Consider the following 23,046-nt stretch of genomic DNA (forward strand, 5'->3'; position numbering starts at 1 on the left):
ATCGCGAGATGCATATAGGTCGGATTTGCAACTGACTTATTTATCGCCCATTATGAGTAAAGATGAATAATACTATGCTGCTTTCAACGAGAAATTTCGTATATCGTGCCAGAGTTAAGGCTGTTTGTGATGCATCTGATGAATCGGATGGCATGAGCACCATGAGTATCGACTCCTCATTCAATATTCAAATTGAAACGATAAATTGTACTAACTATGAATTTGCTAAACGCTTTTTTGCCATTCACGGAGAAGGGCATTTGGAGGGAGATGAATGGTTGGTGTTGTACGTCAACTCTCTTGACGTTAAGGCGGGAGACAATATAGAAATCCGTAGCGATGTCGCGTTTAATGCGATGATCGAGAATATGATAAGCGAAGCTGAGCGGTCTTTAGAAAAAGTCTACCTCGATGCAATACGCAACTTGGAGAAAGTGAATCGTCTTTGACGATGTAAGAGACCCTATAAATACGATCAAGGCATCAGGATCCAAAAAGGGATTAGCGCGAACCAATCCCTTTTGTATTCTGGTTTATTCTAACTTACGCCATTGTTGCAAGTTGGCTTTGCGCTTCTGAAATGCCTTTTGCAGCTGCATCTTCACCCATGTTTAGCGCTTCTGCGTAAACAAATTCTACATCAGTGATTCCTACAAAACCCAGTACAGTGCGTAGGTATGGCGTAACGTTGTCAGTTGGTGAATCTTTATGAATACCACCACGAGTCGTTACTACAATCGCCTTTTTACCTTCAATCAAACCTTGAACGCCGTTTTCTGTGTATTTGAATGTCACGCCTGCACGAGCAATCAAATCAATCCAGTTTTTAAGCTGAGTCGGGATGGTGAAGTTGTACATTGGAGCGGCAATAACCAAAGTGTCTGCGGCCTTTACTTCTTCAATAAGGGTGTCAGACAAGTCGACTACCGCTTGCTGTTCTTGTGAAAGATCTTCCGTAGCGCGCAGTGCAGTCGCAACGGCGAAGTCCAAAACAGGTAGCGGGTTTGCAGCCAAGTCACGAACAGTAAGCTTGTCTTGGTCTACATTTTTGATGAAGTCTTCAACCAATTTGTTTGATTGAGAGTAATCGCCAAGGATGCTTGATTTTAGAGCTAGTACACGAGACATAATGGTTATTCCTTAAATAAGTGCTTTCGACTATGGGAGCCATTATAAGCAACGTGAGTGAGTTCAAAAGCCTAGCGATTCGCTGAACATGTTCGAAAAAATTGAATGAGCTTTCGGTTATCTTGTTACAGATCTTGTGTGATACAATCCGCGCAGTTTTTGTAATGAAAAGAATAGGAAACGCTTTGACTTCGTCACAGCCCCCAAAAAAGAATCTAGCTGAAGAGCAAGCGACACCGTCAAATGGTGCGCAAAAAGCGACAGCGAAACAAGCTCAAACACCTCAGGCTCAAGTGAATAGTGCTGCATCTCTGCGTAAAGCGCTGAATCAGTGCATGATGCGCGACCGTTTCCGCTTGAGTAAACGTATTTCTGGTGCAAGCAAAATTAAGAAGGACGCAGCGCGTAATGCTGTGTTCGACGAAATCGCATTAGACATCGCCAAATCCATGATGGTTGTGGAGCAACGTAGTAGCTACAAACCAACGATTGAATACCCTGAAATTCTTCCAGTCAGCCAAAAACGCGACGATATTGCGAAAGCGATCGAAGAAAACCAAGTGGTTATCGTCGCGGGTGAAACCGGTTCAGGTAAAACCACTCAGCTACCCAAAATCTGTGCTGAGCTTGGTCGCGGTAAATTTGGTCTGATTGGTCATACTCAGCCTCGTCGTCTTGCAGCGCGTTCGGTTGCTAACCGTATTGCCGAAGAGATGGAAACCAAGCTTGGTGAGTTTGTTGGTTACAAGGTTCGATTCAACGATCAGATCTCTGAAAATACCCAAATCAAATTGATGACGGACGGTATCTTGCTAGCTGAAATTCAGCATGACCGTTTCTTGAATCAATACGACACCATCATTATCGATGAAGCGCACGAGCGCAGCCTCAACATCGATTTCATCTTGGGTTACTTGAAAGAGTTGCTGCCACGTCGTCCTGATTTGAAAGTGATCATCACGTCGGCAACCATCGACCCAGAACGCTTCTCAAAACACTTCAACAATGCACCAATCATTGAAGTATCGGGTCGTACTTACCCAGTAGAAACACGTTACCGCCCACTAAGCGGTGATGACGACAATGATCGTGACCAGCTTGAAGGCATCTTCGAAGCGGTAGATGAACTGTGCGATGAAGGTTTAGGTGACATCCTGATTTTCATGAACGGTGAACGTGAAATCCGTGATACCGCAGATGCATTGTCCAAACGTAATCTGAAGAGCACGGAAATTGTGCCGCTTTACGCGCGTTTGTCGGCAGGTGAGCAGAATAAGATTTTCCAACCTCACACTGGTCGCCGAATTGTACTGGCAACCAACGTGGCAGAAACCTCGCTAACTGTTCCGGGTATTAAGTACGTTATTGACCCGGGTACAGCGCGTATTAGCCGATACAGTTACCGTACCAAGGTTCAGCGTCTTCCAATCGAGCCAGTTTCTCAGGCGAGTGCGAACCAGCGAAAAGGTCGTTGTGGTCGTGTGGAAGAGGGTATTTGTATTCGTCTGTACTCAGAGGAAGATTTTGAGTCACGCCCAGAGTTTACTGATCCTGAAATCCTGCGTACCAACCTAGCGTCGGTTATCTTGCAAATGACGGCACTTGGTTTGGGTGATATTCAAGCGTTTCCGTTTGTGGAAGCACCGGATAAACGTAACATCCAAGACGGCGTGCGTTTGCTGGAAGAGCTTGGTGCGATTAACTCTGAGGTAAAAGACCCGAAAAAGCGCCTGACTTCCATTGGTCGCCAATTAGCGCGTTTGCCAATCGATCCGCGCTTGGCGCGTATGGTATTGGAAGCGCCAAAATATGGTGCGCTTAAAGAAGTGATGATCATTGCAGCGGCCTTGTCGATTCAAGATCCACGCGAACGTCCTTCAGATAAACAACAATCTTCAGACGATAAACATCGTCGCTTCTTCCATGAAGAGTCGGACTTCCTGACATTTGTGAATTTGTGGGAATACATCCAAAAGCAGCAAAAAGCCTTGTCTAGCAATCAGTTCCGCAAACAGTGTAAGCAAGACTATTTGAACTACTTGCGCGTTCGCGAGTGGCAAGACGTGTACTTCCAAATTCATCAGTCGATGCGTGAGATGGAGTTCAAGCTTAACGATGAGCCCGCTTCTTACCATGGCGTACACAGTGCCATTTTGGTTGGTTTGCTGTCGCACATCGGCATGAAAGACCAAGAAAAGAATGAATATCAAGGCGCGCGTAACGCTCGCTTTCATATCTTCCCAGCATCGGGATTATTCAAGAAACAACCTAAATGGATTATGTCAGCCGAGCTGGTGGAAACCTCGAAACTTTGGGGCCGCATTATTGCCAAGATTCAGCCAGAATGGATTGAGCCGTTAGCTAAACACCTTATTAAGCGCAGTTACAGCGAACCGCATTGGTCGAAGAAACGTGCTGCGGTGATGGCGCACGAAAAAGTGATGCTTTACGGCGTACCAATCGTACCGAAACGCTTGGTCAACTACGGCAGTATCGATTCGATCGTAAGTCGCGAAATCTTCATTCGTAGTGCATTGGTTGAGGGTGAATGGGAAACCAAACACGCGTTCTTTAAGCAAAACCGTAAGCTTCTGCAAGAAGTGGAAGAGCTTGAGCATAAATCTCGTCGTCGAGACATCTTAGTGGATGATGATGAGCTGTTTGATTTCTATGACCAACGCGTTGGCACCGAAGTGGTGTCTGGTAAGCATTTCGATACGTGGTGGAAAAAGGCATCTAAAGAAAATCCGGAACTGCTGAACTTTGAAAAAGAGATGCTGTTCAAGGGTGATGCTAGCCATGTGACCGATTTGGATTACCCGAACTTCTGGCATCAAAATGGTTTGAAGCTCAAATTGAGTTACCAATTTGAACCAGGCGATGATAGTGACGGTGTCACAGTGCATTTGCCGTTGCCGATTTTAAACCAAGTTGAACCAGCGGGCTTTGACTGGCAGATCCCAGGTTTACGCCATGAGCTTGTGGTTAGCTTGATTAAATCGTTGCCAAAGACAATTCGTAAGAACTTTGTGCCTGCGCCGAACTATGCCGATGCATTATTAGCGCGCGTTACGCCAATGGAAGCGCCGCTGTTAGATTCATTGGAGAAAGAGTTGCGACGCATGACGGGCGTAGAAGTGCTGCGTGAAGACTGGAACTTGGAACAAGTACCTGAGCACTTGAAAGTCACGTTTCGTGCGGTTGATCACCGAAATCGTAAACTGAAGGAAAACAAAGACCTTCATGAACTGAAAGAAAGTTTGAAAGACAAAGTTCAAGAAACGCTTTCCAAAGTTGCGGATGACGATATCGAACAGCAAGGTCTGCATACGTGGAGTTTTGGAGAATTGCCGAAAGTGTATCAACAAAAACGTGGCGGCTACGATGTAAAAGCGTATCCGGCGCTTGTTGATACCAAAGACAGCGTTGAAATCAAACTCTACGAAACGGAGTACGAGCAGATAACGGCAATGCGTGCTGGTCAGCGTCGCCTAATTTTATTGAACGTACCGTCGCCAATTAAATATTTGCACGCCAACTTACCGAACAAATCGAAGCTGGGTCTGTACTTTAATCCATACGGCAAAGTGCTTGATCTGATAGATGACTGCATTGCCTGTGGTGTCGATAAGCTTATTGAAGAGCAGGGTGGTTTAGTTTGGGAGCCAGAGAAGTTCGAAGCGTTGAAAGAACACGTTCGTGCTGAATTGGGTGACACCGTTGTAGAGATTGCTCAACAGGTTGAGACTATTCTGACCACGGCGTTTAGCATCAATAAGAAGCTAAAAGGCAAGATCGACTTCACAATGGCGTTTGCTCTGTCCGATATCAAAGCACAAATTGAAGGCTTGATCTTCAAAGGCTTTGCAACGGAATGTGGCTGGAAACGCTTGCCGGATATTCTTCGCTACATGCGCGCGATAGAGCGTCGTATGGAGAAGTTGCCAATCGATCCAAACAAAGATCGTTTACATATGCTGAAGATTGAATCTGTGACTCAAGACTATAAAGAGTTGCTGAACAAGATCCCGAAAGGTGTGGCCATTCCTGAAAATGTAAAAGAAGTGCGTTGGATGATTGAAGAGCTTCGCGTGAGTTACTTTGCTCAACAATTAGGCACTCCTTATCCTGTTTCTGATAAACGAGTCAAAAACGCGATTGATGCTTGCTAATCAACCAGTAAAATAGTGTCAGATTTGTAATTATCGCTTAAGAAGTTGCTGGTACACTAATTGCTAGTAACTCAATAAGCATTATTTTTAGTTCTGGGAGGCAATAGTTCGCCTCCCTTTATTTGTAGTACCAACGACTGAGTTATGCAGACGTGGGAATAATAAAGAGTAAAGGTAGATGATGAAAAAAACTCTATTAGCAGTGGCGCTACTTGGCGCATCTTCTGCGGCAATGGCGGATTCTTGGATTTACGGTGGTGCAACAGTAGGTCAGTCTGACTACAAAGGTGAGACGGACACATCATACTCTGTTCACGTTGGTACAGGCATTCTACCTATCATTGGTGTTGAAGCTGGTGTAACACAACACGGTGAGTTCAACGTAAATGGTCAAGACACTAAGCTAACTTCTTACTACGCAGCACTTAAGCCAAGTATCGACTTCGGTCCGCTACACGTGTACGCAAAAGGTGGTTTCCATCAGTGGGACAAAAAAGTGAAAGGCGGCAAAGACGATGACGATTTGGACCTAATGTACGGTGTGGGTGCTGAGTACTTCATTTTTGGCCCGATGTCTGTTGGTGCTAGCTACATGAACTACACTGCTGGTAAAGACGATATCAGCACGTTCTCTGTTAACGCAACACTACATTTCCTATAAGCGTCAAGCTTTCTAACACCATATGAAACACACCGGCTTTATGTCGGTGTTTTTTTGTCTGGAAGTCACAAAACAAAAGTTGAACATAAATTATTCACTTTTAGAGTCTTAAAATGCCTATGCTTTCCAATATATAGTGGCGATTAAATGCGCATATTTGCGTAATGTTTCGCTTAGGAATCGATCAGGAAGGGATAGTATGAAAAAAACACTCTCGTTATTCGCTCTAACGTTGTGCTCAACGTCAGCAATGGCTGACTCTTGGATTTACGCTGGTGGCCAAATTGGTCAGTCCGATATCGACAGCGAAAATGATACAACCTACGGTATTCATGTCGGTACTGGTATTTTGCCGTTCATTGGCATTGAAGCAGGCTACTTTAATCACGGCAAAGTGGATTTATCTTTGAGTGGCAGCAGGGGTAGTGCTGATTTTGATTCATTCTATTTAGCGGCGAAACCTAGTATCGACTTCGGCCCGTTACACGTTTACGCAAAAGGCGGCATCAATGCATTCAACGTTGATTATGACGGCGGACTGAGAAACTTAGACAAAGATGATGGCGTCTCTTACATGTATAGTGTTGGTGCCGAATACTTCTTGCTTGACAATGTGTCTGTGGGCGCGAGTTATCAAGCGTTTGGCGTGGATATTGAAGGCGATAGCGATACCGTTAGCAGCGTAACAGGGAACATCACCTTCCATTTCTTATAACGCTCGCTGGATGAAAGGTTTGCTGATTTGGTTTCGTCGTTAATTGTGAAACCAAATCAGCGCAGGTCTTCTCTATTTGCGCAGTGACTGGCTATGAACTTAAGTATTTCTTGTGTCTTTTCTAGTCTACAACCTACGACAAAATCAATCGTTAGACCTCATAATTTTTGTGTTGATATTATTTCCCCTTCATCTGTCTTGAATTGAGCTTAAAATGCAATAAATCACGACTTTTTGCAAAAATATGTGATTGCTGCTAAAATTCGCCCCGCTTTAAAACTTTAGAGTTCAAATTAATGGAGGGCGGTATTGGAGTTCTTCTCACCTGAGGGGCGTTTCAAATTCACGTTAAATTTGTATTTATGGATAATGCATTTAAAAAATATAGTATTGATACAACCGATTATCAGGTTGGACAGGATAACGTTCAAAAGTGGGGATTCGATATACATAACCCGGTTTTTGGCATTAGTGCGGGGCTCGTTGTTTTCTGTCTGATTTCACTTCTTCTTGTTGAGCCAACCACTGCTCGTGACGTATTAAACGGTCTAAAAAACGGAATTATCGAACAGTTTGATGCGTTCTTTATGTGGTCGACAAACTTCTTCTTATTGTTCGCCGTTGCTCTTCTTTTTTCTCCGCTAGGTAAAATCCGCTTAGGAGGCAAAGAAGCAACGCCGGATCACTCAACCGTTTCTTGGTTGTCGATGCTTTTCGCCGCGGGTATGGGTATTGGTCTTCTGTTCTGGAGTGTGGCTGAGCCGACCGCGTATTTCACTGATTGGTGGGGAATGCCACTTAACGCAGTACCATACACCGAAGAAGCAAAATCCCTCGCGATGGGTGCCACTATGTTCCACTGGGGTGTACATGGTTGGAGTATTTACGCACTCGTTGCACTAGCATTAGCGTTTTTTGCCTTTAACAAAGGTTTACCACTTTCATTGCGCGCGGCGTTCTATCCAATTTTTGGTGACCGTGCATGGGGTTGGTTAGGTCACGTTATTGATATCCTTGCCGTTTTGTCGACGCTATTTGGTCTTGCAACGTCGCTAGGTCTAGGTGCTCAGCAGGCGACCAGTGGTATTAACCATGTCTTTGGTCTAGAAGGCGGCATTGGTACACAAATGATTGTGATCACCTTCGTTACCTTTATCGCGGTGCTATCAGTGATTCGTGGTATTGATGGTGGTGTTAAGCTACTGAGTAACGTTAATATGGTGGTTGCGTTTGCGCTGCTTATTTTCATTACCTTCATCACGTTTGATACGGCGTGGAGCTCGCTACGCGACACAACAATGGCTTACATTGAAAATATTATTCCATTGAGTAACCCTCACGGTCGTGAAGATGAAACTTGGATGCACGGCTGGACGGTATTCTACTGGGCTTGGTGGGTATCTTGGTCACCGTTTGTTGGTATGTTTATCGCGCGTGTGTCTAAAGGTCGTACGGTTCGAGAATTCTTATTCGCAGTCATCGTTATTCCTACAGTTGTTACTTTGATTTGGATGTCTGTGTTTGGTGGTATCGCGCTTGACCAAGTGGTGAATAAAGTTGGTGAGCTAGGTGCAAATGGCCTAACTGATATTTCATTGACTCTGTTCCATGTTTACGATGCGCTTCCGTATAGCTCAGTGATTTCAATGCTTTCTATCGTGCTGATTCTGGTATTCTTTATTACATCGTCAGACTCTGGCTCGCTGGTTATCGATAGTATTACCGCCGGTGGTAAGATTGATGCACCAGTACCGCAACGCATTTTCTGGGCGTGTATTGAAGGCGCAATTGCAGCCGTAATGCTTTGGGTTGGTGGTAAAGAAGCCTTGCAAGCATTGCAATCAGGCGTTGTTGCAACAGGGTTACCGTTTACTTTTGTTCTGCTGTTGATGTGCGTAAGTTTGGTGAAAGGGTTAAGAACTGAACTGCCAGCTTACAAATAAATACAACGCGATCCATGATTGAGTTTAAATGCCGAGCCTTATGTGCTCGGCATTTTTTATTTCTACTTTTCTTTTCCAATAATTTCGTTACAGTTTAGGCTTATTTCCACCTCATTAAACTGCATTATGTCACTGGCTAAACTCATTCTTATTCGTGGACTTCCGGGTTCAGGTAAAACAACCTTAGCAAAACAACTGGCAATAGAGCTTGGTGCTAAGCATTTTGAAGCTGACATGTATTTTGAAAATGATGAAGGTGATTATCACTTTGAACCGGTTCAATTACCTCAAGCGCATGAGTGGTGTTTTCAGCAAACTAGAAAGTGGTTGAACAAAGGGAAAGTCGTGATTGTGAGCAATACGTTTGTTCGACATTGGGAGATGAAGCGTTACATGGACTACTGCATGAAGAAGCGCATCGAGGTGGAAATTAAAGTGTGTCACGGAGCGTATCAAAGCATTCATGACGTGCCACCAGCGACGATAGAAAAGATGCGCCGCCAGTGGCAAGAGTGACCGTTACCAGAACCGGAAGCTATTGACCTCGTCCGTCAATCATCACAACGAATGTTTTGCTCATGATTGAAAGGTCCATTGAAATCCAAGAGTAAAACGAACCTAAGCTTAGTGCGTAACTGTGGTCAAACCCAACTTTGCGTCTTACATCTTCAATGCATGCATCATAGCCTTGGTTAACCTGAGCTAAGCCTGTGATACCCGGTAACACGCCATATGTGCGCTCTACAAAATAGGGGATTTCATCTTCTAATTTCTGGTAGAAAGCTGGGCGTTCTGGGCGCGGCCCAATCATCGACATTTCACCTCTCAACACATTAAACAGTTGAAGTAGTTCATCTAAACGCGTTTTGCGTAAAAAGCGTCCTACTGGCGTGATGCGGGGATCATTTTCAGTTGCCCATACTGCGCCAGAGCGTTGCTCTGCATCAATATACATGGTGCGAAACTTCATGATTTGAAAAAGATCCATTTTTTCTGGTGTGCAGCGTCCTACTCGCAGTTGGCGATAAATCACAGGGCCTTTCGATGTGGTTTTGATCGCTAGCGCGATAAATGGGAATAGTGGTGCAGTGACGACCAAAATAAGCATTGCAACCAGTACATCAAACGTTCTTTTTGCGTGGCATACATTTGAATCGTAGCGTGAGTTTTTCATGATGCTTTCCTTATTGGTTGACGCGTTTCCAACGTCCATTTTCCATTCCGAGCAAATACTTCATACCGCCGATAAAGTTGGCGAGATGACCAATGACGATGTAGCTAATCAGCTTAAAAGGTTTAATAGTGTTAAGTGCTGGCATTAAGTAAGTAATAAGCGCGATGCTGTAAATACCAACTTGTGCGAACAGCATTACTTGAAACAGCGGATTGTGTGCCAGTAGTAGTGAGCAAATAAAGCAAACAATCATCAAATAGGGTGTTGCTAAGCGCAGAACCTTTCCCGATAGAAATGCAAAGGCAGTGCCACGATAACGAGGTAGCAGTAATTTCTTTAATTGCATGAGCTGCTGCATGTTACCCGCTGAAATTCTTAGGCGCCGCTTGAAATCTGCGTTGTCTGAGCTCTGTTCTAGTTCAAGAGCCAGCATGTTTGGCTCGTAAATAGCGCTATAGCCTCGCAAAACGATTCTCATAGGGAGAATAAAGTCGTCATTAATGGTGCTGACTTCCAGTGGTTCAAATAAGTGAGTTCTGAAAGTGTAAAATGCACCGTGGGAACCAATCGTTGAACCTAACAAGGATTCTTGATGCTTTACTCGAGACTGGTATCGCCAATACGCCGCTTCACCTTGGTTATTAGTACTCATTATTTGATATGTTGCGTTAACCACTCCAACGTTCTCATTTTGATAATGCTGACTAGCTAGCAACAGAGAATCGCAAGAAATCAATGCCGACGTGTCACTCAGTGCGGTAATGTCCGAGCTAACATGACGCATTTCTTCGTTGAGTAGGGCAACTTTACCGCGATTGATTTGGTGATCATTAATAATGAACAGAGTATCAGAGCAGATTGCTTCTTGAATTGTCGCTTGAGCAATCTCGGCTGTGTTATCTGTGCAGCCATCACATGCGATCACTACTCTTAACTTATCCCTTGGGTAATCTAGGCTCGCAAGGTTACGGATCTTCTCTGCTATCCATTGTTCTTCATTGTAGGCGGGCACGATGACAGTAATAGAGGGTAGCTGGCTGTCTGTTTTGGAGGCTTTGTAAGCTCGCTCTACAAATGGTGCTTTGGTTTCGGCTTGCCGTTTTAAAGGAAGCCATTTAAGGAGCAGTGGGTACCCAACGTGATGATAGACAATCAAAAACGTGGATAAACCAAACCCTATAATCCAAAGTAAATCATTCATAGCTAGCCTCCTTGGCCAAACGTGAGTAGCGACTCACCATGTCTCTGATATCAAAGTGTTTGAGAATAAAAGTTCGAGGAGAGCGGTGTGATGATTCCAGTTGTTGTGATAACGCTTCGGCCAACGAAAACACGCGATTTGCTTCAACCAGTGTGCTGTTGTTCGGACAGAGCGTCTCTTTCACGCCGCCAACATCCGTTGCGACGCAAGGAATGTCACATGCTTGAGCCTCGAGGGTTGAGAGAGGAAAGCCCTCTTGAAGTGATGGTAAGCAAAACAAGTCTAGGCTTTGGTAAAAGCTGGGCATATCGTCCACCAAGCCTAAAAAGGTTACTCGATCTTCAAGTTTTAACGTTCTAACTTGTGCTTCCAATTGAGTTCGCTGAGAACCATCACCTGCGATTGCTAGGTGTGTGTTTGGCGTAAGATGAGAGAAGGCTTCGATAAGCACTTTATGGCCTTTAACTGCTTCTAGACGCCCGGCAACGCCAATCACGATTTTGTCGGTTGGAAGTTCAAACAAGTGTCTTGTTGCCGTTTGGTCACCGCTTTTAAACTTCTGACAGTCAATCCCGTTATGGATAGTACAAACTTTGCGATACTTTAACTTAGTCTGTATTTGATGGGCGACAAAGTTCGCATCGGCAACCACTTGCGGGCGAATCATCGTTAGCAAAAGGGACTGTAGTTGAGCTGATTTTTTGTTATTAAGGTGCCATGCGTCGTGCTCGGTATGAATCACTACAGGTACGTGCGCTAAACGTGCAGCAATACCACCGTACAGAAGTGGGCCGATATGGTGAGTGTGGACCACGTCAGGCTTAAGTCCTTTGAGCATGGAAGTCAGCGTACTGATGGTTTTTCCGCTGAATCCAGGTTTCTTATTAAGAAAGTGCAGTTGGCCTTGGTAGGGCAATAGTTTTTGCCAGCCTTGTAGTGCATGTTCTTTGCTTCCTTCTAAGCTCACGACAAAAACGGAATGGTTTGGCTGCGCAAAACGAAGCATTTCTAGTACGAGCGTTTCTAAACCACCAGGAGCTAAGTGTTGCACGACGTGTAATATCACTTTTTTGCTGTGCTTAGTGTTATTGTGTTTTTGTCTGAATTCCATTTTCAAACCCTCGTTGAGTTCTTTGTTTATTTAGGAATTGCAGACTGCGTGCCAAAAAATTAATCATTTAAAAACAATAAGTTAATATTGATGTTTGTGAGGCTTTATGTTTATTCTCAATTTGAGATTCATATTAGTGGACATGCTATGAGGCTGTATAAGGCAGTAGTAAAAGAAAAGCACTCGCCGACCGAGTGCTTGTAAATGAGTTCTTATGGCGGTTAGTTTCCGTACACTACGTTAGGTAAAGTGGTGATGACAGGAACACCAAGGTGTTTTTCTAATGCTCTTTTAGAGCGGATAGAGTTATCGGCTAACTCTAGTATCGTCGCTAATCCAATGCCTAAACCAGCGCCACCAATAAATCCTAAAATGACAAATACAAAACTAGGTAAGTTAGTTGGAATTGTTGGCGTGAACGGTTCATCAATGATTTTTACGCGCTTATTCTCTTCAAACTCTCCCAAAGAACCCGTTAGTTGGGCCATCTCATAGCGTTCGACGAGTTCATCATACATTTCTCTCTTCACTGCGACGTCACGAGCTAAGCGGTTTATTTCTGTTGCTGTGCTCCCAAATTGGTGCGCATTTCGCTCTAATTCTTGGATCATGTCTCGCAAGCTGTTGGTTTCTTCCGTAAGTGCTTCAAAACGTCCGCGCATCATTTGTAATTGATGTAGTTGGGAGACAAGTAGAGGCTGTGCTTCGCCAAGACTGTTTACTGTGGTATTGCTCGCGATATCCCATAGTTGAGCACTGTTTAGTTCTGGTTGTTTAGAGTTCAAGAGTACCGAGCGTTCCTGCTCCAACCGGTTTAATTCTCGCAACTTACCTTGCACTAAACTATGCGCCTCTGTGTATTTAGCGCGAAGCAGGGTAAGTTCACTACGAATGTCGATGATTTGCTCTTCCAGTTTACCGATAACCGGGTTCGTTTTGGATAGTTGTTGATCCAAACTGCCTAGACTTCGTGAAACACCAGCAAGCTCCGCCTCCTTTTCGGCTAGCGTTTGTTTGAGGCTAGCAAGGCGAGTAAGGCTTTGAGCTTGCATTTCGGGCGTCGCGTCTGAGTAAGTATTTTTATATTCTGCAAAGGCTTGCTCTGCCTTGTCTAGTTCTTCCCTGCGTTTGTTGATGTGGATAGTCAAAAAATGGCTCGAATCTTTAATCGAAGAACGCTCAGGAGCCAAAAGCTGTTCGACAAAATGCTCTCTGACAGAGAGCAGCATCGACTCCATTCCTTCTGATTTACCACTTTGCAATTGAATTTGAATGAAGTCTTTACCGAGTGGCTGAACAGACAGGCGCGACGCAAGATCTTTTATGATGAACTCTTGCTCTTTTGCACTCATCTCGTCATTGATCAGCGATTGTTCTTTTGCGACAGAATACAAAACGTGTCGGCTTTTTAGCAGAGTACTGAGTGCGCTCAATCGGTCTTTAAGCATTGTTGAGACGGCAAGGTCTTGAAGGAACGGGTTCATTTTCGCTGTCTCTTGAATAAGCATGCTGGTATGAGCAACATAAGTCGTCGGAACCAGCTTACTTACGATGAAACCCAGCACCGGTAAGACAAGCATTGGTATAACGATCATGTAACGACGTCGCCAAGCGCCATGTAGTAATACACTAAGGTTCTCTCTCAAATCGTTCATAGCGTCCTCACTAATTTCTCAACTTGGTTGGCTCTTGCTTCCCAGCTTTGCTGTTGAACGTATTGCTTTGAGTTTGCCGGGGGTGGGATCAGGTGAGCGAGACTGGCGCATACATCTTCGACATTTTGAACTATGTGGAGCATATGCTTGTACGGCATTAATGCGGGAAAGGGTGTGCTGATAACAGAGGTTCCTGTTGCCAAGTACTCAAGAAGTTTAAGCGGATTACACGCTTTGATTTGAGCGTTATCAACAAAGGGCAACCAACTGGCATCCCAGTGTTGAGAGTAACGTGGCAGAGTGTGATGCGCTCTCGGGCCCAGGTAGTATATGTTGCTTCTTTGTGGAAGTGGATTGTCACTGAACTCGTTGGGGCCGATGAACACGAGATCCCAGTCAGGCGCTTGGTCTGCGACTTGGGCAATTAAGTCGTAGTCTAACCATTCAGACAAACTGCCATAAAAGCCCAGCACTTTGCGACCATTATTAGGAAAATCTTCAGCCTTAGGTGCTGGCTCAGAGAACAAACTAAAGTCGACACCGTGAGGTAAAGTGACGGTTTTACCAGATGGAAATTGAGTGGCGAGTTTGTCACTTGCTGTAAAAATCACATCAGCCGCGTTAACCAGTGTACGTTCGTGCTTGGCTACCGTGTCGTGGTCAACGCCAGCTAAAGCGCTAAAGTCATCACCACAATAGTAAATCAGTCCACGTGGGTTCATTTCTGCACAAAGATCGGCAGCAGTCGGGAGCGACGTCCAAAATACAGGCTTATCAAAACCAAGAGCTTGTAATTGTTTGTTGAGTTGGTGTTTCATCATCTTAGCGGCCACTTTTCTTGCTAGTGCAGAACTAGGGGCAGGAATCGTGAGCAAGTTGATGATGTGAATGTTTGGGTTTGTTTCAGAGTCCAATGTTGGCTTGTGTGAGCCTACGTTATGAAATACACGAGTGAGTTTGTTTAACGCACGTTGTATGTCTTTAGAATCCAGCTTAGGTTGACGAAGGCCAATGGAGTTCACCCAAAGGATTCGATGGTTCGCTGCTAGTCGCTTGACAATATGCTGAGTGGAAGAGGGTAACCCACCAAAATCTTCTCCAAATACTACGATGTCCGTCATGTGGCTCTCCTTTAGTCTTGGTTATTTGATTACTAATCAAGTGAGTAATCACAATGCGTGCCAAGGAATTAGCCATTTTAAAACAGTGAGTTATGGGTTTTGTTTATGTTTGAAACTAGGATTTCTCATTTTGACAGTCACTTTGAACAATTCGGCTAACGACAACTGTTAATGCCGCTAGAATGTAAATTGGCCAGGTGAAACCTTGAGTCAGAAAAGTGCCTGATACGATGGTACCGATAAGCCCACTTAACACGGCGTTTGCTCCTACAGAGAGGGTGTAATCTGATTTTGGTGTCAGCAATGAGATGGAATGCAAAGAGGTGCGGATCAATGACACAATTAAAGTAATGAACACCGCGAGCCCGACAAAACCCGTTTCTGCTAACACGCCAAACCAAGTACTATGGACCGCGTGGTTGATACCATCCCAGTGTGGGCTGTAGAAATAGTAATTAAAGTAAAAGTTATCTAGACCTACGCCAGTCAACGGGTGATGCAGCGCCATTTTAAATGCCGCTTCCCACGCATAAAGTCGCCCCATCGCAGAGGCATCTATACCATCCTCAGCGGCTCCCCCCGATTCTCGTCCTGAAATACCAGCGAATGCGTAGAGTACGATGGCTGCTACGGCGCCTAGTACCAAGACTAATGTTTTGCTTTTGATGTGTTTAAAAGCAAAGTAGGCAAATACAGACAGTGAACCGAGTAACCCACCGCGGCTCTGAGTCTCAATGATCGCAAAGAACAAAACCAAACAGGTGATAAGGGCAAAGAGCCTGAGATGCTTGGGGGAATGCTTCTCCATCAATTGACTAACGGTAAAGGCAAGGGGAAACATCAGCACTAGTGCCAAATCGTTAGGATCGCCAAGTACTGAACCTATGGATCGTCCTATTGACACGCGCGTTCCTTCGACTAAATCAATGCCATTCGCTGCGTTTTGTAATGCCACTAGACCAATCAATAATCCGGCGAAAATAATTGCTTTTGACATCTGAGCGAGCTGTGAAGGTTTAGTAATAAGCCAGGTGATGGCCAACGTCATAATGATGATTTTCCAATAGGTGTTTTTGAACACCGTTATTGCGATATCACGACTGGAAGCGAATATGATTCCGATGATCACCAGACCCCAAAATATACACAGCCACTTTAATGAAGGGTGCCAAAAAGCTGTAATCTGGCGGCTTATAAGAAGGTGAAAGGCGAGTGCGGCGAGTGCCCCCAGTGATAACAGTAATGGGATCTTGAAGTTATAGATAACAGGAAAGGCTTCGTGAATACGAAAGAATGAAAAAATAACGAACAGTGTGACAAGCCAAAACGTTTGATTGAGAACAAACAGTAACGCGAGTGGTGCGAAACACAACGCAACAATCAAAATGGGATGAGGCATAACAATCCAAAGCAGGCCGATACAGACTGTAATCGTCAGTGCTGCGATGGACTGTTTTGTTCTCACCTTGGTTTCATTCATAACGAGTATCTCTTCACCTGTCCACGCCGTTTCACTATGTATCGAGTGAGAGCATTTAGCGTCTCTTTACTCATGTAGCGAGTGGCTATCCCTGCCAGCAAACTGCATGTCAAAATGCAAATTGCGATGGCGATGCCTATTGATTGTGAAGAGTGAAGCAGGAACAGTGCCACACCGGATATAATCTGTAATAAAACCATCAGACTTAGGTGGAAAGGCAACGCCATACATTGTTGGCCTACTACATAAGTCAGGCCCAGCTTACACAGTTGTGCGTAATAAAGCGCAATGAACACCCCATAAATACCCAGAGAAGATAAGCCAAACAGCAAAGCAATCGCAACGCACGCAGAGACGACATTTATACCCAGTAGCCAGCGAGTACGACGCTTGTACAAAATGGAAATATTAATGAGTTCGCTCCATTCTTTTAACATGGCGATAGGTAGCAAGAATAAGCTGAATAGTACCGCCTCATGATAGGTTTCTGGCAGTAAGTAGGTGATCATCACCATTGCTAATGTGCCGACCACTACACTCAAACCTGTAATGTAAATCATACCTAAGTGTGTGATGCGCACTGCTTCAGTGTTCTTGCGCCCTTCTAAGTAGTTAAATCGACGTGGCATCCACCACATGCCAAACGGCTGCACTAAAATACACATGCCCACTGCAAATTTTACCGCTATCGCGTAAATCCCTAACGTCGCAAGAGAAGTGTTGGCACCAATGAACCAGCGCTCAGCGCCATTGAGACAAAATGCTACTAAACCGGCCATCATCATTGGTAGGCAGTAGTTTAGGTATTGCTTTGCCAATGTCAGCTTAGGAAGAGTGACGTTGTAATGGTTAGCGATGTGCAGCCAAACAAATTGAGTAATAGCAGCCAACAAGCCCCCCCACAAAACAGAAATAACATGGGGATGAACAGACAGCGCCGCGACGATAAAAATGACCTGAAAAATGGTGGTAGTGACCATGACGTTAAGCAGTGTTCTTGCTTTGTCGTCTTGTGTTCTTAACCAGGCAGTGCCGATTGCAATACTGCCTTCTAGAACGATGGCAAACATAACAATAGCAAATTCGACTCGCGTAAAAGGCGCGGGAATGGGGGCGATTAAAATGATAGTGAGCAAGCTAAGAGCGACGACGCCAGCGATGAGTAAAGCAAGTGAGTACAGCTGGTTTAGTAGGCTTGTGCGCGTATTTTTATCCTTTTCAACGCCGACGAATCGATAAAGCGCTTCATGCAAAGCGAAACTGACAAACAAGGTCGTAACAACACCAAAGGTTGTTAGAAGCTCAAGCTTGCCCATTTGTTCTGGTGAGAGAAAGTGGGGCAATACAGGCAGCATGATTAGGCTGATGCTTTTATTGATCACTAAGGCGATAGCAAATAGCGTCATGTTGGTCATTGCTTTAGACATGGTCATATCCTTTGATGTCTCGCGGTGTCTTGAGTGCGCAATCATTGTTGGTAGCAATTTCGCTAGCAAGGTGCTGGGCGATTGGCAAATAACAACGTTCGGCTGTGTATAGTTGAGAAACATTGAGTGCTTCGATACCCATCGTTACTTTCATCCACGGCGATTCATTCAAAAGGCGAATTGCGTTGTGTAACGAAGCCACATTGTTAGGCGTGTATTTAATACAATTTCGGCCGTGAGTTAACACGCGGTCCCAATAACTATCATCATGTGGAATGACGACACACATACCTGCAGCGAGCGCCTCCAAAATAGATAACCCAAAAGGTTCGTTGAGACTGGTGGAAACAAACACACCACACTGTGAACGCAATTCATCTAAGTTGTTTGGGCACTCATGCCATTCAACACCTTGTGTGTTGAAGTCCGGTGTTGAATATTCCACACCTGCCACATTAGGTTTGATGTAACACACGGTGGATTTGATCTTTTTCGACTCATCAAGTGTTAAAGCATCAAGCAAAAGATCGATGTTCTTCCATTTTAGTAAGCTAGCTGCCCAGAAAACGCGGCTTGAAATCGGATTCGCTTGTTTTGGCCAGCGATCTTTCGATAATCCATTAACAAACGTAGATGTATTCAAACCACACCAATAGCGTTCGGTGGCTGGCTTCTCTGTTTTGAGGTAGGCCTGTAATGCTTCTACCATTGATTCGCGGGTGTTTGCCAAGTAGTAAATTGCCGATGCTTTTACTAAGCAGTAGCCAGCAGATCTCGATCGTCCAATAGGACCATGAACCATCTGTACCACAGGCTTTTTGCTAATTAATCGTAGTAAGTACAAAGGCATATCATTACTTGGGCAAGATAGGCCCAAAAAGCTATCTATTTTTGGCAGCTTCATGCACGCGTAGAGAAGTTGGAGAAAGTAGTAAGCGTTCATCAACCAGTAGGTCAGGCCATGAGTCGAGTTAAATGGTGATGGTTTTATTTTTATAACTTGCACACGCGGTGTATCACTAAGCAGTGACGCCCAATGCTCTGGATTTATAGTGAGTAGATAACCAATCACGTTCAGCTTATCGCACTGCTTAAGGAGCTCTGCATTCGCGATTTTGGATCCACCTTGCATTGGGATGGCGTCGAACATCAATACACGTTTCATGACCGGGCTCCTCAATTGATGCTCAACCAGCGTGAAAGAGGCTTCATGCAGTGAGTCATTGGCATTGGTGTAATGGCGTTATTATTAAGTTCACCTTCGTAAATACGTTCAATAGCGTTGATAGATGCAGTCGTCGTTAAGTGCTGGCTAGCATGTAGGTAAGCGTTTTCCGCCAGCTTGTTTCTTAATGCCGCGTCTTGCATGACTTGTTGAATCGCGTTTAACAGGCTCGCCATTCCACTGTTCTGGTACAGCAATGCAGAGTGATTATGCTCGAACAACTCAGGAATGCCTCCCGTTTTAGGAGCCACGATAGGCAGTTGAGCTAAAGCCGCTTCCCCGAGCACGAGACCAAAGGCCTCTTCATAGGCGCCGCTAATAAAAGCGTCTGCATTACCACACATCCACGCTCCAGCATTGTGTTGCTCTCCGACAAAGTGCACTCGTTCTTGGATACCAAGATCTGCGGCAAGCTGTTGCAATGCTTCTCTTTCTTCGCCGTCACCAACAATAACAAGGTGAGGGTTGTGGTGGTGGTAGTTGTGCATGCGCATTGCCCGAATAAGGCGGTCAAACCCTTTGCGCTTAATCAGCGAACCCACCGACAGAAAGGTAAAGGCCTGTGATGGGATTCCGAGGCGATCTTTAATGTCGATGGGTGTATCCACGCCTTGAAGTGACACGCCGTTGTGTACGACATGAAGTTGGTTTTGCGGGTAGCCGTCCTGAAGAATTTCGCGTCCAACATCTTTGCTAACGCAAATCAATTTTGGAGAGAGGTGAAGTCCGAGAGAGAAGCGATCGCGCAATGTATAATGGCAATGAAGTTGCGTGACAAGTGGTATATGATTCATGCGAGCAGCCAAACACATCCATTGACAAGGGCCGCCGCTATTGACGTGTACCAAGTCGATGCTGTGCTTTTCGATCAAATATGAGCCTTGTTTGATAAGGCTATTCCACCCGCTAATATCCCAGCGTGGAGCGCTCCAACCACCAACCAAATTGAAGGATGAATGTTCCGCTTCAATTCCGAGCGAATGGCACTTATCGATTAATGGTTGGCAGTTTGACCATACGAATGGCTCAAACTTATTGCGGTCGATTCCTGAAATGAGATCCAGAAGCACCACTTCACTGCCGCGAATCCAATTATCACCATAATGAACATATAGAATGCGTTTTGGCGTAGTCATAAGTCACCTCTGTCTCATCATTAATCTGCGTTAACTGCTGAGCTGCAATAGAGATGCCAAAATATGCTATTAGTTTATGTGATTGAATCTTATATGATATTTATGTTTGGAACTCATCATTCTCATATTGAGAACCAATATGGATTAGTGATCCGTTTCAATTTGATATTTTTGTAGCAATACGGGAATCACACTTTGCGCTGAGAAATCATCAATGATGGTTTGTCGAGCATTCTGGCGAATGAGTGATTGTTGCGCTTCACCAATCGACATCCAGTCATGAAGACATTTAGCAAGAGAGGGAATGTCTTCGACGATAAAACCATTTTTACCCGTTTGGATAATATCTGGAAGACGACCTACACGTAAGCTCATCACGGCAATGCCTCTCGACATGGCTTCAAGCGCCGCCATTGGAAGACCCTCATAACGAGAAGAAATGATAAGTACGCTGATATTTTCCCAAACACCTTCCATATCGGTTTGATGGCCTAGGAAAGTCACGTTTGAAGGGGCAGTTTGATTAAGCGACTCTTTTTCTGGGCCATCACCGTACACACTAAACTGTAATGTTGGACAGAGCCTCGCTACCTCAATAAATTGATCGGCGCCTTTTTCCTGACTCAATCGGCCGACAAAAGCGATCTCCTGATAGTTGAGTTGACTGTTGGGAATCGAAACAAAGTTATTCAGCAGTTCTGAAGAGCAAAAAACTTTGCGCTGAATACTTGGACTGACAGCAAAGCAATGGTCAGATAGGCTGCCGGAGCTTCTATCAAGCCAATCGTATAGCCATAGTTTCCCTGAGGACGATTCACCAGCATGATAAGTTGAAATCAAACGAGGAAACGTACGGGTGAGCAGTTTGGCGCAGCGCGACAAAATCGACGCTTTATAACCATGGGAGTGAACCACTGAGGGTTGGTGATTGGCGACGGCGCTTGTTAGGTGTTTAATTTTTAAAGCTTTATTGGGCTCGCCAGACAAATAGTTTAAGTAACTCACAGGGATCGCGGCTTCTTTTGCCTTCTGTACAATCTGAGCGGCTGGTGAATACTCAGTGGTTAGCACAACTCGAGCTTTGTGTCCAAAGGCGATTAATCCCCGAGCTAGCTCGATAACGTGACTTTCAATGCCACCGAATAGACGGCTATCAAGCAAGATCCAAATTTCACCAATGGCAGGTTTATCAAGATTGTTCGAGATTAATTTCATCCGCTTCCCACGCTTGTTTTTTTCGGTAAACCGTAGATGGGCTTAACTCCAGCATGACAGCGGCGTTGAGGACGTTGCCATCACAGTACGCGATTGCGTTTTGAATTGCTTCACGCTCTACTTGCCACATAGGACGAATGGTTCCATCAGCGTTAAAGTACGGTGAGGTAGCAGCAGAGGACGGTGTACCAGGCAGCTCCGCTGCGGTAATCGACGGTTCGACCGCAGAAGGTGAAGGTTCCTCAGTATAAACAGGTGGTGGTGTGATTGGTGCAATGTTTGCTGACTCTTGAGCAACATGCGCAGGCGTCGTTGTTTTCGTCACTTTAGACTTTTTAGTAAGTTGAGCGGGTAGGTGGCTCACCGTGACTTTTTCGTCGTTATTAAGCACCACAATGTTACGTATGATGTTTTGTAGTTGCCTTACATTACCCGGCCATTCGTAATGCTTGATGATATGTTGAGCTTCGCTGTCGATTGTTGAGAATTTCTTTTTGTCCTGTTTGGCGTAAGTGGTCAAGAAGTGCTTGGCAAGCGTGACGATGTCACTTCCTCGTTCACGTAATGGGGGCATATCGATAGGTATAACGTGCACACGGTAGTATAAGTCTTCACGAAAACGACCTTCTTCTACTTCTGTTAATGGATCTCGGTTAGTGGCACAAATGATTCTCACATCTACTTTCATTTCTCGAGTGCCACCAAGAGGGGTGTAAGTGCCCGTTTGTAGAAAACGGAGCAACTTCTTTTGCATCTCAAGTTCCATTTCACACAGCTCATCAAGAAAAAGCGTACCACCATGTGCCAGCGTCGCCGCACCTTTTCGATCTGTTGTTGCTCCAGTAAAGGCCCCTTTAACGTGACCAAAAATCTCACTTTCCATCAAATCTCGTGGAATAGCCCCACAGTTAATTGCAATAAAAGGCTTGTCTTTACGGTCGCTCTGGCGGTGGACGGCTTCAGCACAAACTTCTTTACCTGTGCCGCTTTCTCCCACAATAAACACACTGGCAGAAGTTGGCGCAACAGCATCAATGGTCTTGTATACCGCCTGCATCGGGAGGCTTGAACCGATGAATCCGTGATAGTTGTGGCGATCAAACTTGGACTGAATATTTTCCACCAAATCTTCCAATTTGGCGCGTTTGAGGTGCAATGCGACTGATGTTTTTAGGCGATCAGCGTTTATGGGCTTTTCTAAGAAATCTTCCGCACCTTTTTGAATTAGATTAACGGCTAAGTCGACGCTGCCGTGTGCCGTAGCAATAATAACGGACGTAGGAATGTCATTCTGGTTGATCCAATCCAACACGTCTTCGCCAGACATGTCGGGCAGTTTCAAATCGAGAATGATGAGCTGAGGTTTGCTTCTTTCAATAAATTGAATCGCTTCGCGACCTGTCTCGACATGAAAAATGTCATAAGGTTCGTCTTTCACATACTGCTTATAAAGTATGGCTAGTGAAGTAGAGTCCTCTACCAGTAACACCCTTGGTCTCATAGTCCCATCCCAACGTAGTTTGTTTCATTTTTTATGATTTTTGTCAGCACTACTATTTGGCGTTATGAGTGGTTTATTGCTCTCTAGTGCTGAAAATTCTCAATTTGAGAAAAGCGTTATTTAAGTATTAGCACAAGGTAGGAAATTTGCGAAAAATCCATACTTTTTAATTGATTAAGTT

18 protein-coding genes are annotated in these 23,046 nt (G+C 44.8%); 6 read left to right on the forward strand and 12 right to left on the reverse strand.

Annotation, left to right across the window (positions count from 1 at the left end; all coding sequences use genetic code 11):
* Positions 1-62: 62 nt before the first annotated feature.
* Complete coding sequence (locus tag R7044_RS05895; protein WP_225455410.1) at positions 63-449, forward strand: hypothetical protein; 387 nt, start codon at positions 63-65, stop codon at positions 447-449.
* Positions 450-543: 94 nt separating this feature from the next.
* On the opposite strand, the gene R7044_RS05900 is transcribed toward R7044_RS05895, so the two are convergent.
* A complete protein-coding gene (locus R7044_RS05900; protein WP_005377667.1) occupies positions 544-1,128 on the reverse strand; it encodes an FMN-dependent NADH-azoreductase in 585 nt (194 codons plus the stop codon).
* A gap of 185 nt (positions 1,129-1,313) precedes the next feature.
* Here R7044_RS05900 and hrpA point away from each other — a divergent pair, with 185 nt between their 5' ends.
* The 5 genes from hrpA (at position 1,314) to R7044_RS05925 (ending at position 9,135) form a co-directional block, all read left to right on the forward strand.
* Entirely contained in the window at positions 1,314-5,300 is a 3,987-nt protein-coding gene (hrpA, locus tag R7044_RS05905) for an ATP-dependent RNA helicase HrpA (RefSeq protein WP_205390865.1), read from the forward strand.
* 181 nt (positions 5,301-5,481) lie between these two features.
* Positions 5,482-5,961 carry an outer membrane beta-barrel protein gene (locus R7044_RS05910; RefSeq protein WP_021033871.1) on the forward strand — a complete coding sequence of 160 codons (480 nt, stop codon included), beginning with the start codon at positions 5,482-5,484 and terminating at the stop codon, positions 5,959-5,961.
* A 199-nt stretch (positions 5,962-6,160) separates the two neighbouring features.
* A complete protein-coding gene (locus R7044_RS05915; RefSeq protein WP_042522922.1) occupies positions 6,161-6,676 on the forward strand; it encodes an outer membrane beta-barrel protein in 516 nt (171 codons plus the stop codon).
* A gap of 362 nt (positions 6,677-7,038) precedes the next feature.
* Positions 7,039-8,619 carry a BCCT family transporter gene (locus tag R7044_RS05920; RefSeq protein ID WP_005377659.1) on the forward strand — a complete coding sequence of 527 codons (1,581 nt, stop codon included), beginning with the start codon at positions 7,039-7,041 and terminating at the stop codon, positions 8,617-8,619.
* 126 nt (positions 8,620-8,745) lie between these two features.
* Positions 8,746-9,135 carry an AAA family ATPase gene (locus R7044_RS05925; protein WP_151514762.1) on the forward strand — a complete coding sequence of 130 codons (390 nt, stop codon included), beginning with the start codon at positions 8,746-8,748 and terminating at the stop codon, positions 9,133-9,135.
* 19 nt (positions 9,136-9,154) lie between these two features.
* Here the strand turns inward: R7044_RS05925 and R7044_RS05930 are convergent, their stop codons facing one another.
* The 11 genes from R7044_RS05930 to R7044_RS05980 form a co-directional block, all read right to left on the reverse strand.
* Complete coding sequence (locus R7044_RS05930; protein ID WP_225455411.1) at positions 9,155-9,793, reverse strand: sugar transferase; 639 nt, start codon at positions 9,791-9,793, stop codon at positions 9,155-9,157.
* Positions 9,794-9,803: 10 nt separating this feature from the next.
* Positions 9,804-10,994 (reverse strand): glycosyltransferase family 2 protein, encoded by a 1,191-nt coding sequence (locus tag R7044_RS05935; protein WP_225455412.1) that lies wholly within the window; start codon positions 10,992-10,994, stop codon positions 9,804-9,806.
* Entirely contained in the window at positions 10,987-12,105 is a 1,119-nt protein-coding gene (locus tag R7044_RS05940; protein WP_054574133.1) for a glycosyltransferase, read from the reverse strand. The genes R7044_RS05935 and R7044_RS05940 overlap by 8 nt, the downstream gene beginning before the upstream one ends.
* Positions 12,106-12,326: 221 nt before the next feature.
* The gene (locus R7044_RS05945; protein WP_005377649.1) at positions 12,327-13,760 is read right to left on the reverse strand and encodes a GumC family protein; all 1,434 of its coding nucleotides are present in this window, start codon (positions 13,758-13,760) and stop codon (positions 12,327-12,329) included.
* On the reverse strand, positions 13,757-14,881 hold the full coding sequence (locus tag R7044_RS05950; protein WP_205390869.1) for a glycosyltransferase family 1 protein: 1,125 nt from the start codon (positions 14,879-14,881) through the stop codon (positions 13,757-13,759). The genes R7044_RS05945 and R7044_RS05950 overlap by 4 nt, the downstream gene beginning before the upstream one ends.
* A 115-nt stretch (positions 14,882-14,996) precedes the next feature.
* Entirely contained in the window at positions 14,997-16,361 is a 1,365-nt protein-coding gene (locus R7044_RS05955) for an O-antigen ligase family protein (protein ID WP_167415198.1), read from the reverse strand.
* Positions 16,358-17,788, reverse strand: a complete 1,431-nt coding sequence (locus R7044_RS05960; RefSeq protein WP_176310957.1) for a lipopolysaccharide biosynthesis protein — start codon at positions 17,786-17,788, stop codon at positions 16,358-16,360. The genes R7044_RS05955 and R7044_RS05960 overlap by 4 nt, the downstream gene beginning before the upstream one ends.
* On the reverse strand, positions 17,781-18,953 hold the full coding sequence (locus R7044_RS05965; RefSeq protein WP_176310958.1) for a glycosyltransferase: 1,173 nt from the start codon (positions 18,951-18,953) through the stop codon (positions 17,781-17,783). Before R7044_RS05965 ends, R7044_RS05960 begins: the two co-directional genes overlap by 8 nt.
* Positions 18,954-18,964: 11 nt before the next feature.
* Complete coding sequence (locus tag R7044_RS05970) at positions 18,965-20,149, reverse strand: glycosyltransferase (RefSeq protein ID WP_225455413.1); 1,185 nt, start codon at positions 20,147-20,149, stop codon at positions 18,965-18,967.
* A 144-nt stretch (positions 20,150-20,293) separates the two neighbouring features.
* On the reverse strand, positions 20,294-21,364 hold the full coding sequence (locus tag R7044_RS05975; protein ID WP_017820658.1) for a glycosyltransferase family 4 protein: 1,071 nt from the start codon (positions 21,362-21,364) through the stop codon (positions 20,294-20,296).
* Positions 21,339-22,865 (reverse strand): sigma-54-dependent transcriptional regulator, encoded by a 1,527-nt coding sequence (locus tag R7044_RS05980; RefSeq protein WP_031778967.1) that lies wholly within the window; start codon positions 22,863-22,865, stop codon positions 21,339-21,341. Before R7044_RS05980 ends, R7044_RS05975 begins: the two co-directional genes overlap by 26 nt.
* Positions 22,866-23,046 lie beyond the last annotated feature (181 nt).

This window comes from Vibrio sp. 1402 (assembly GCF_033340275.1).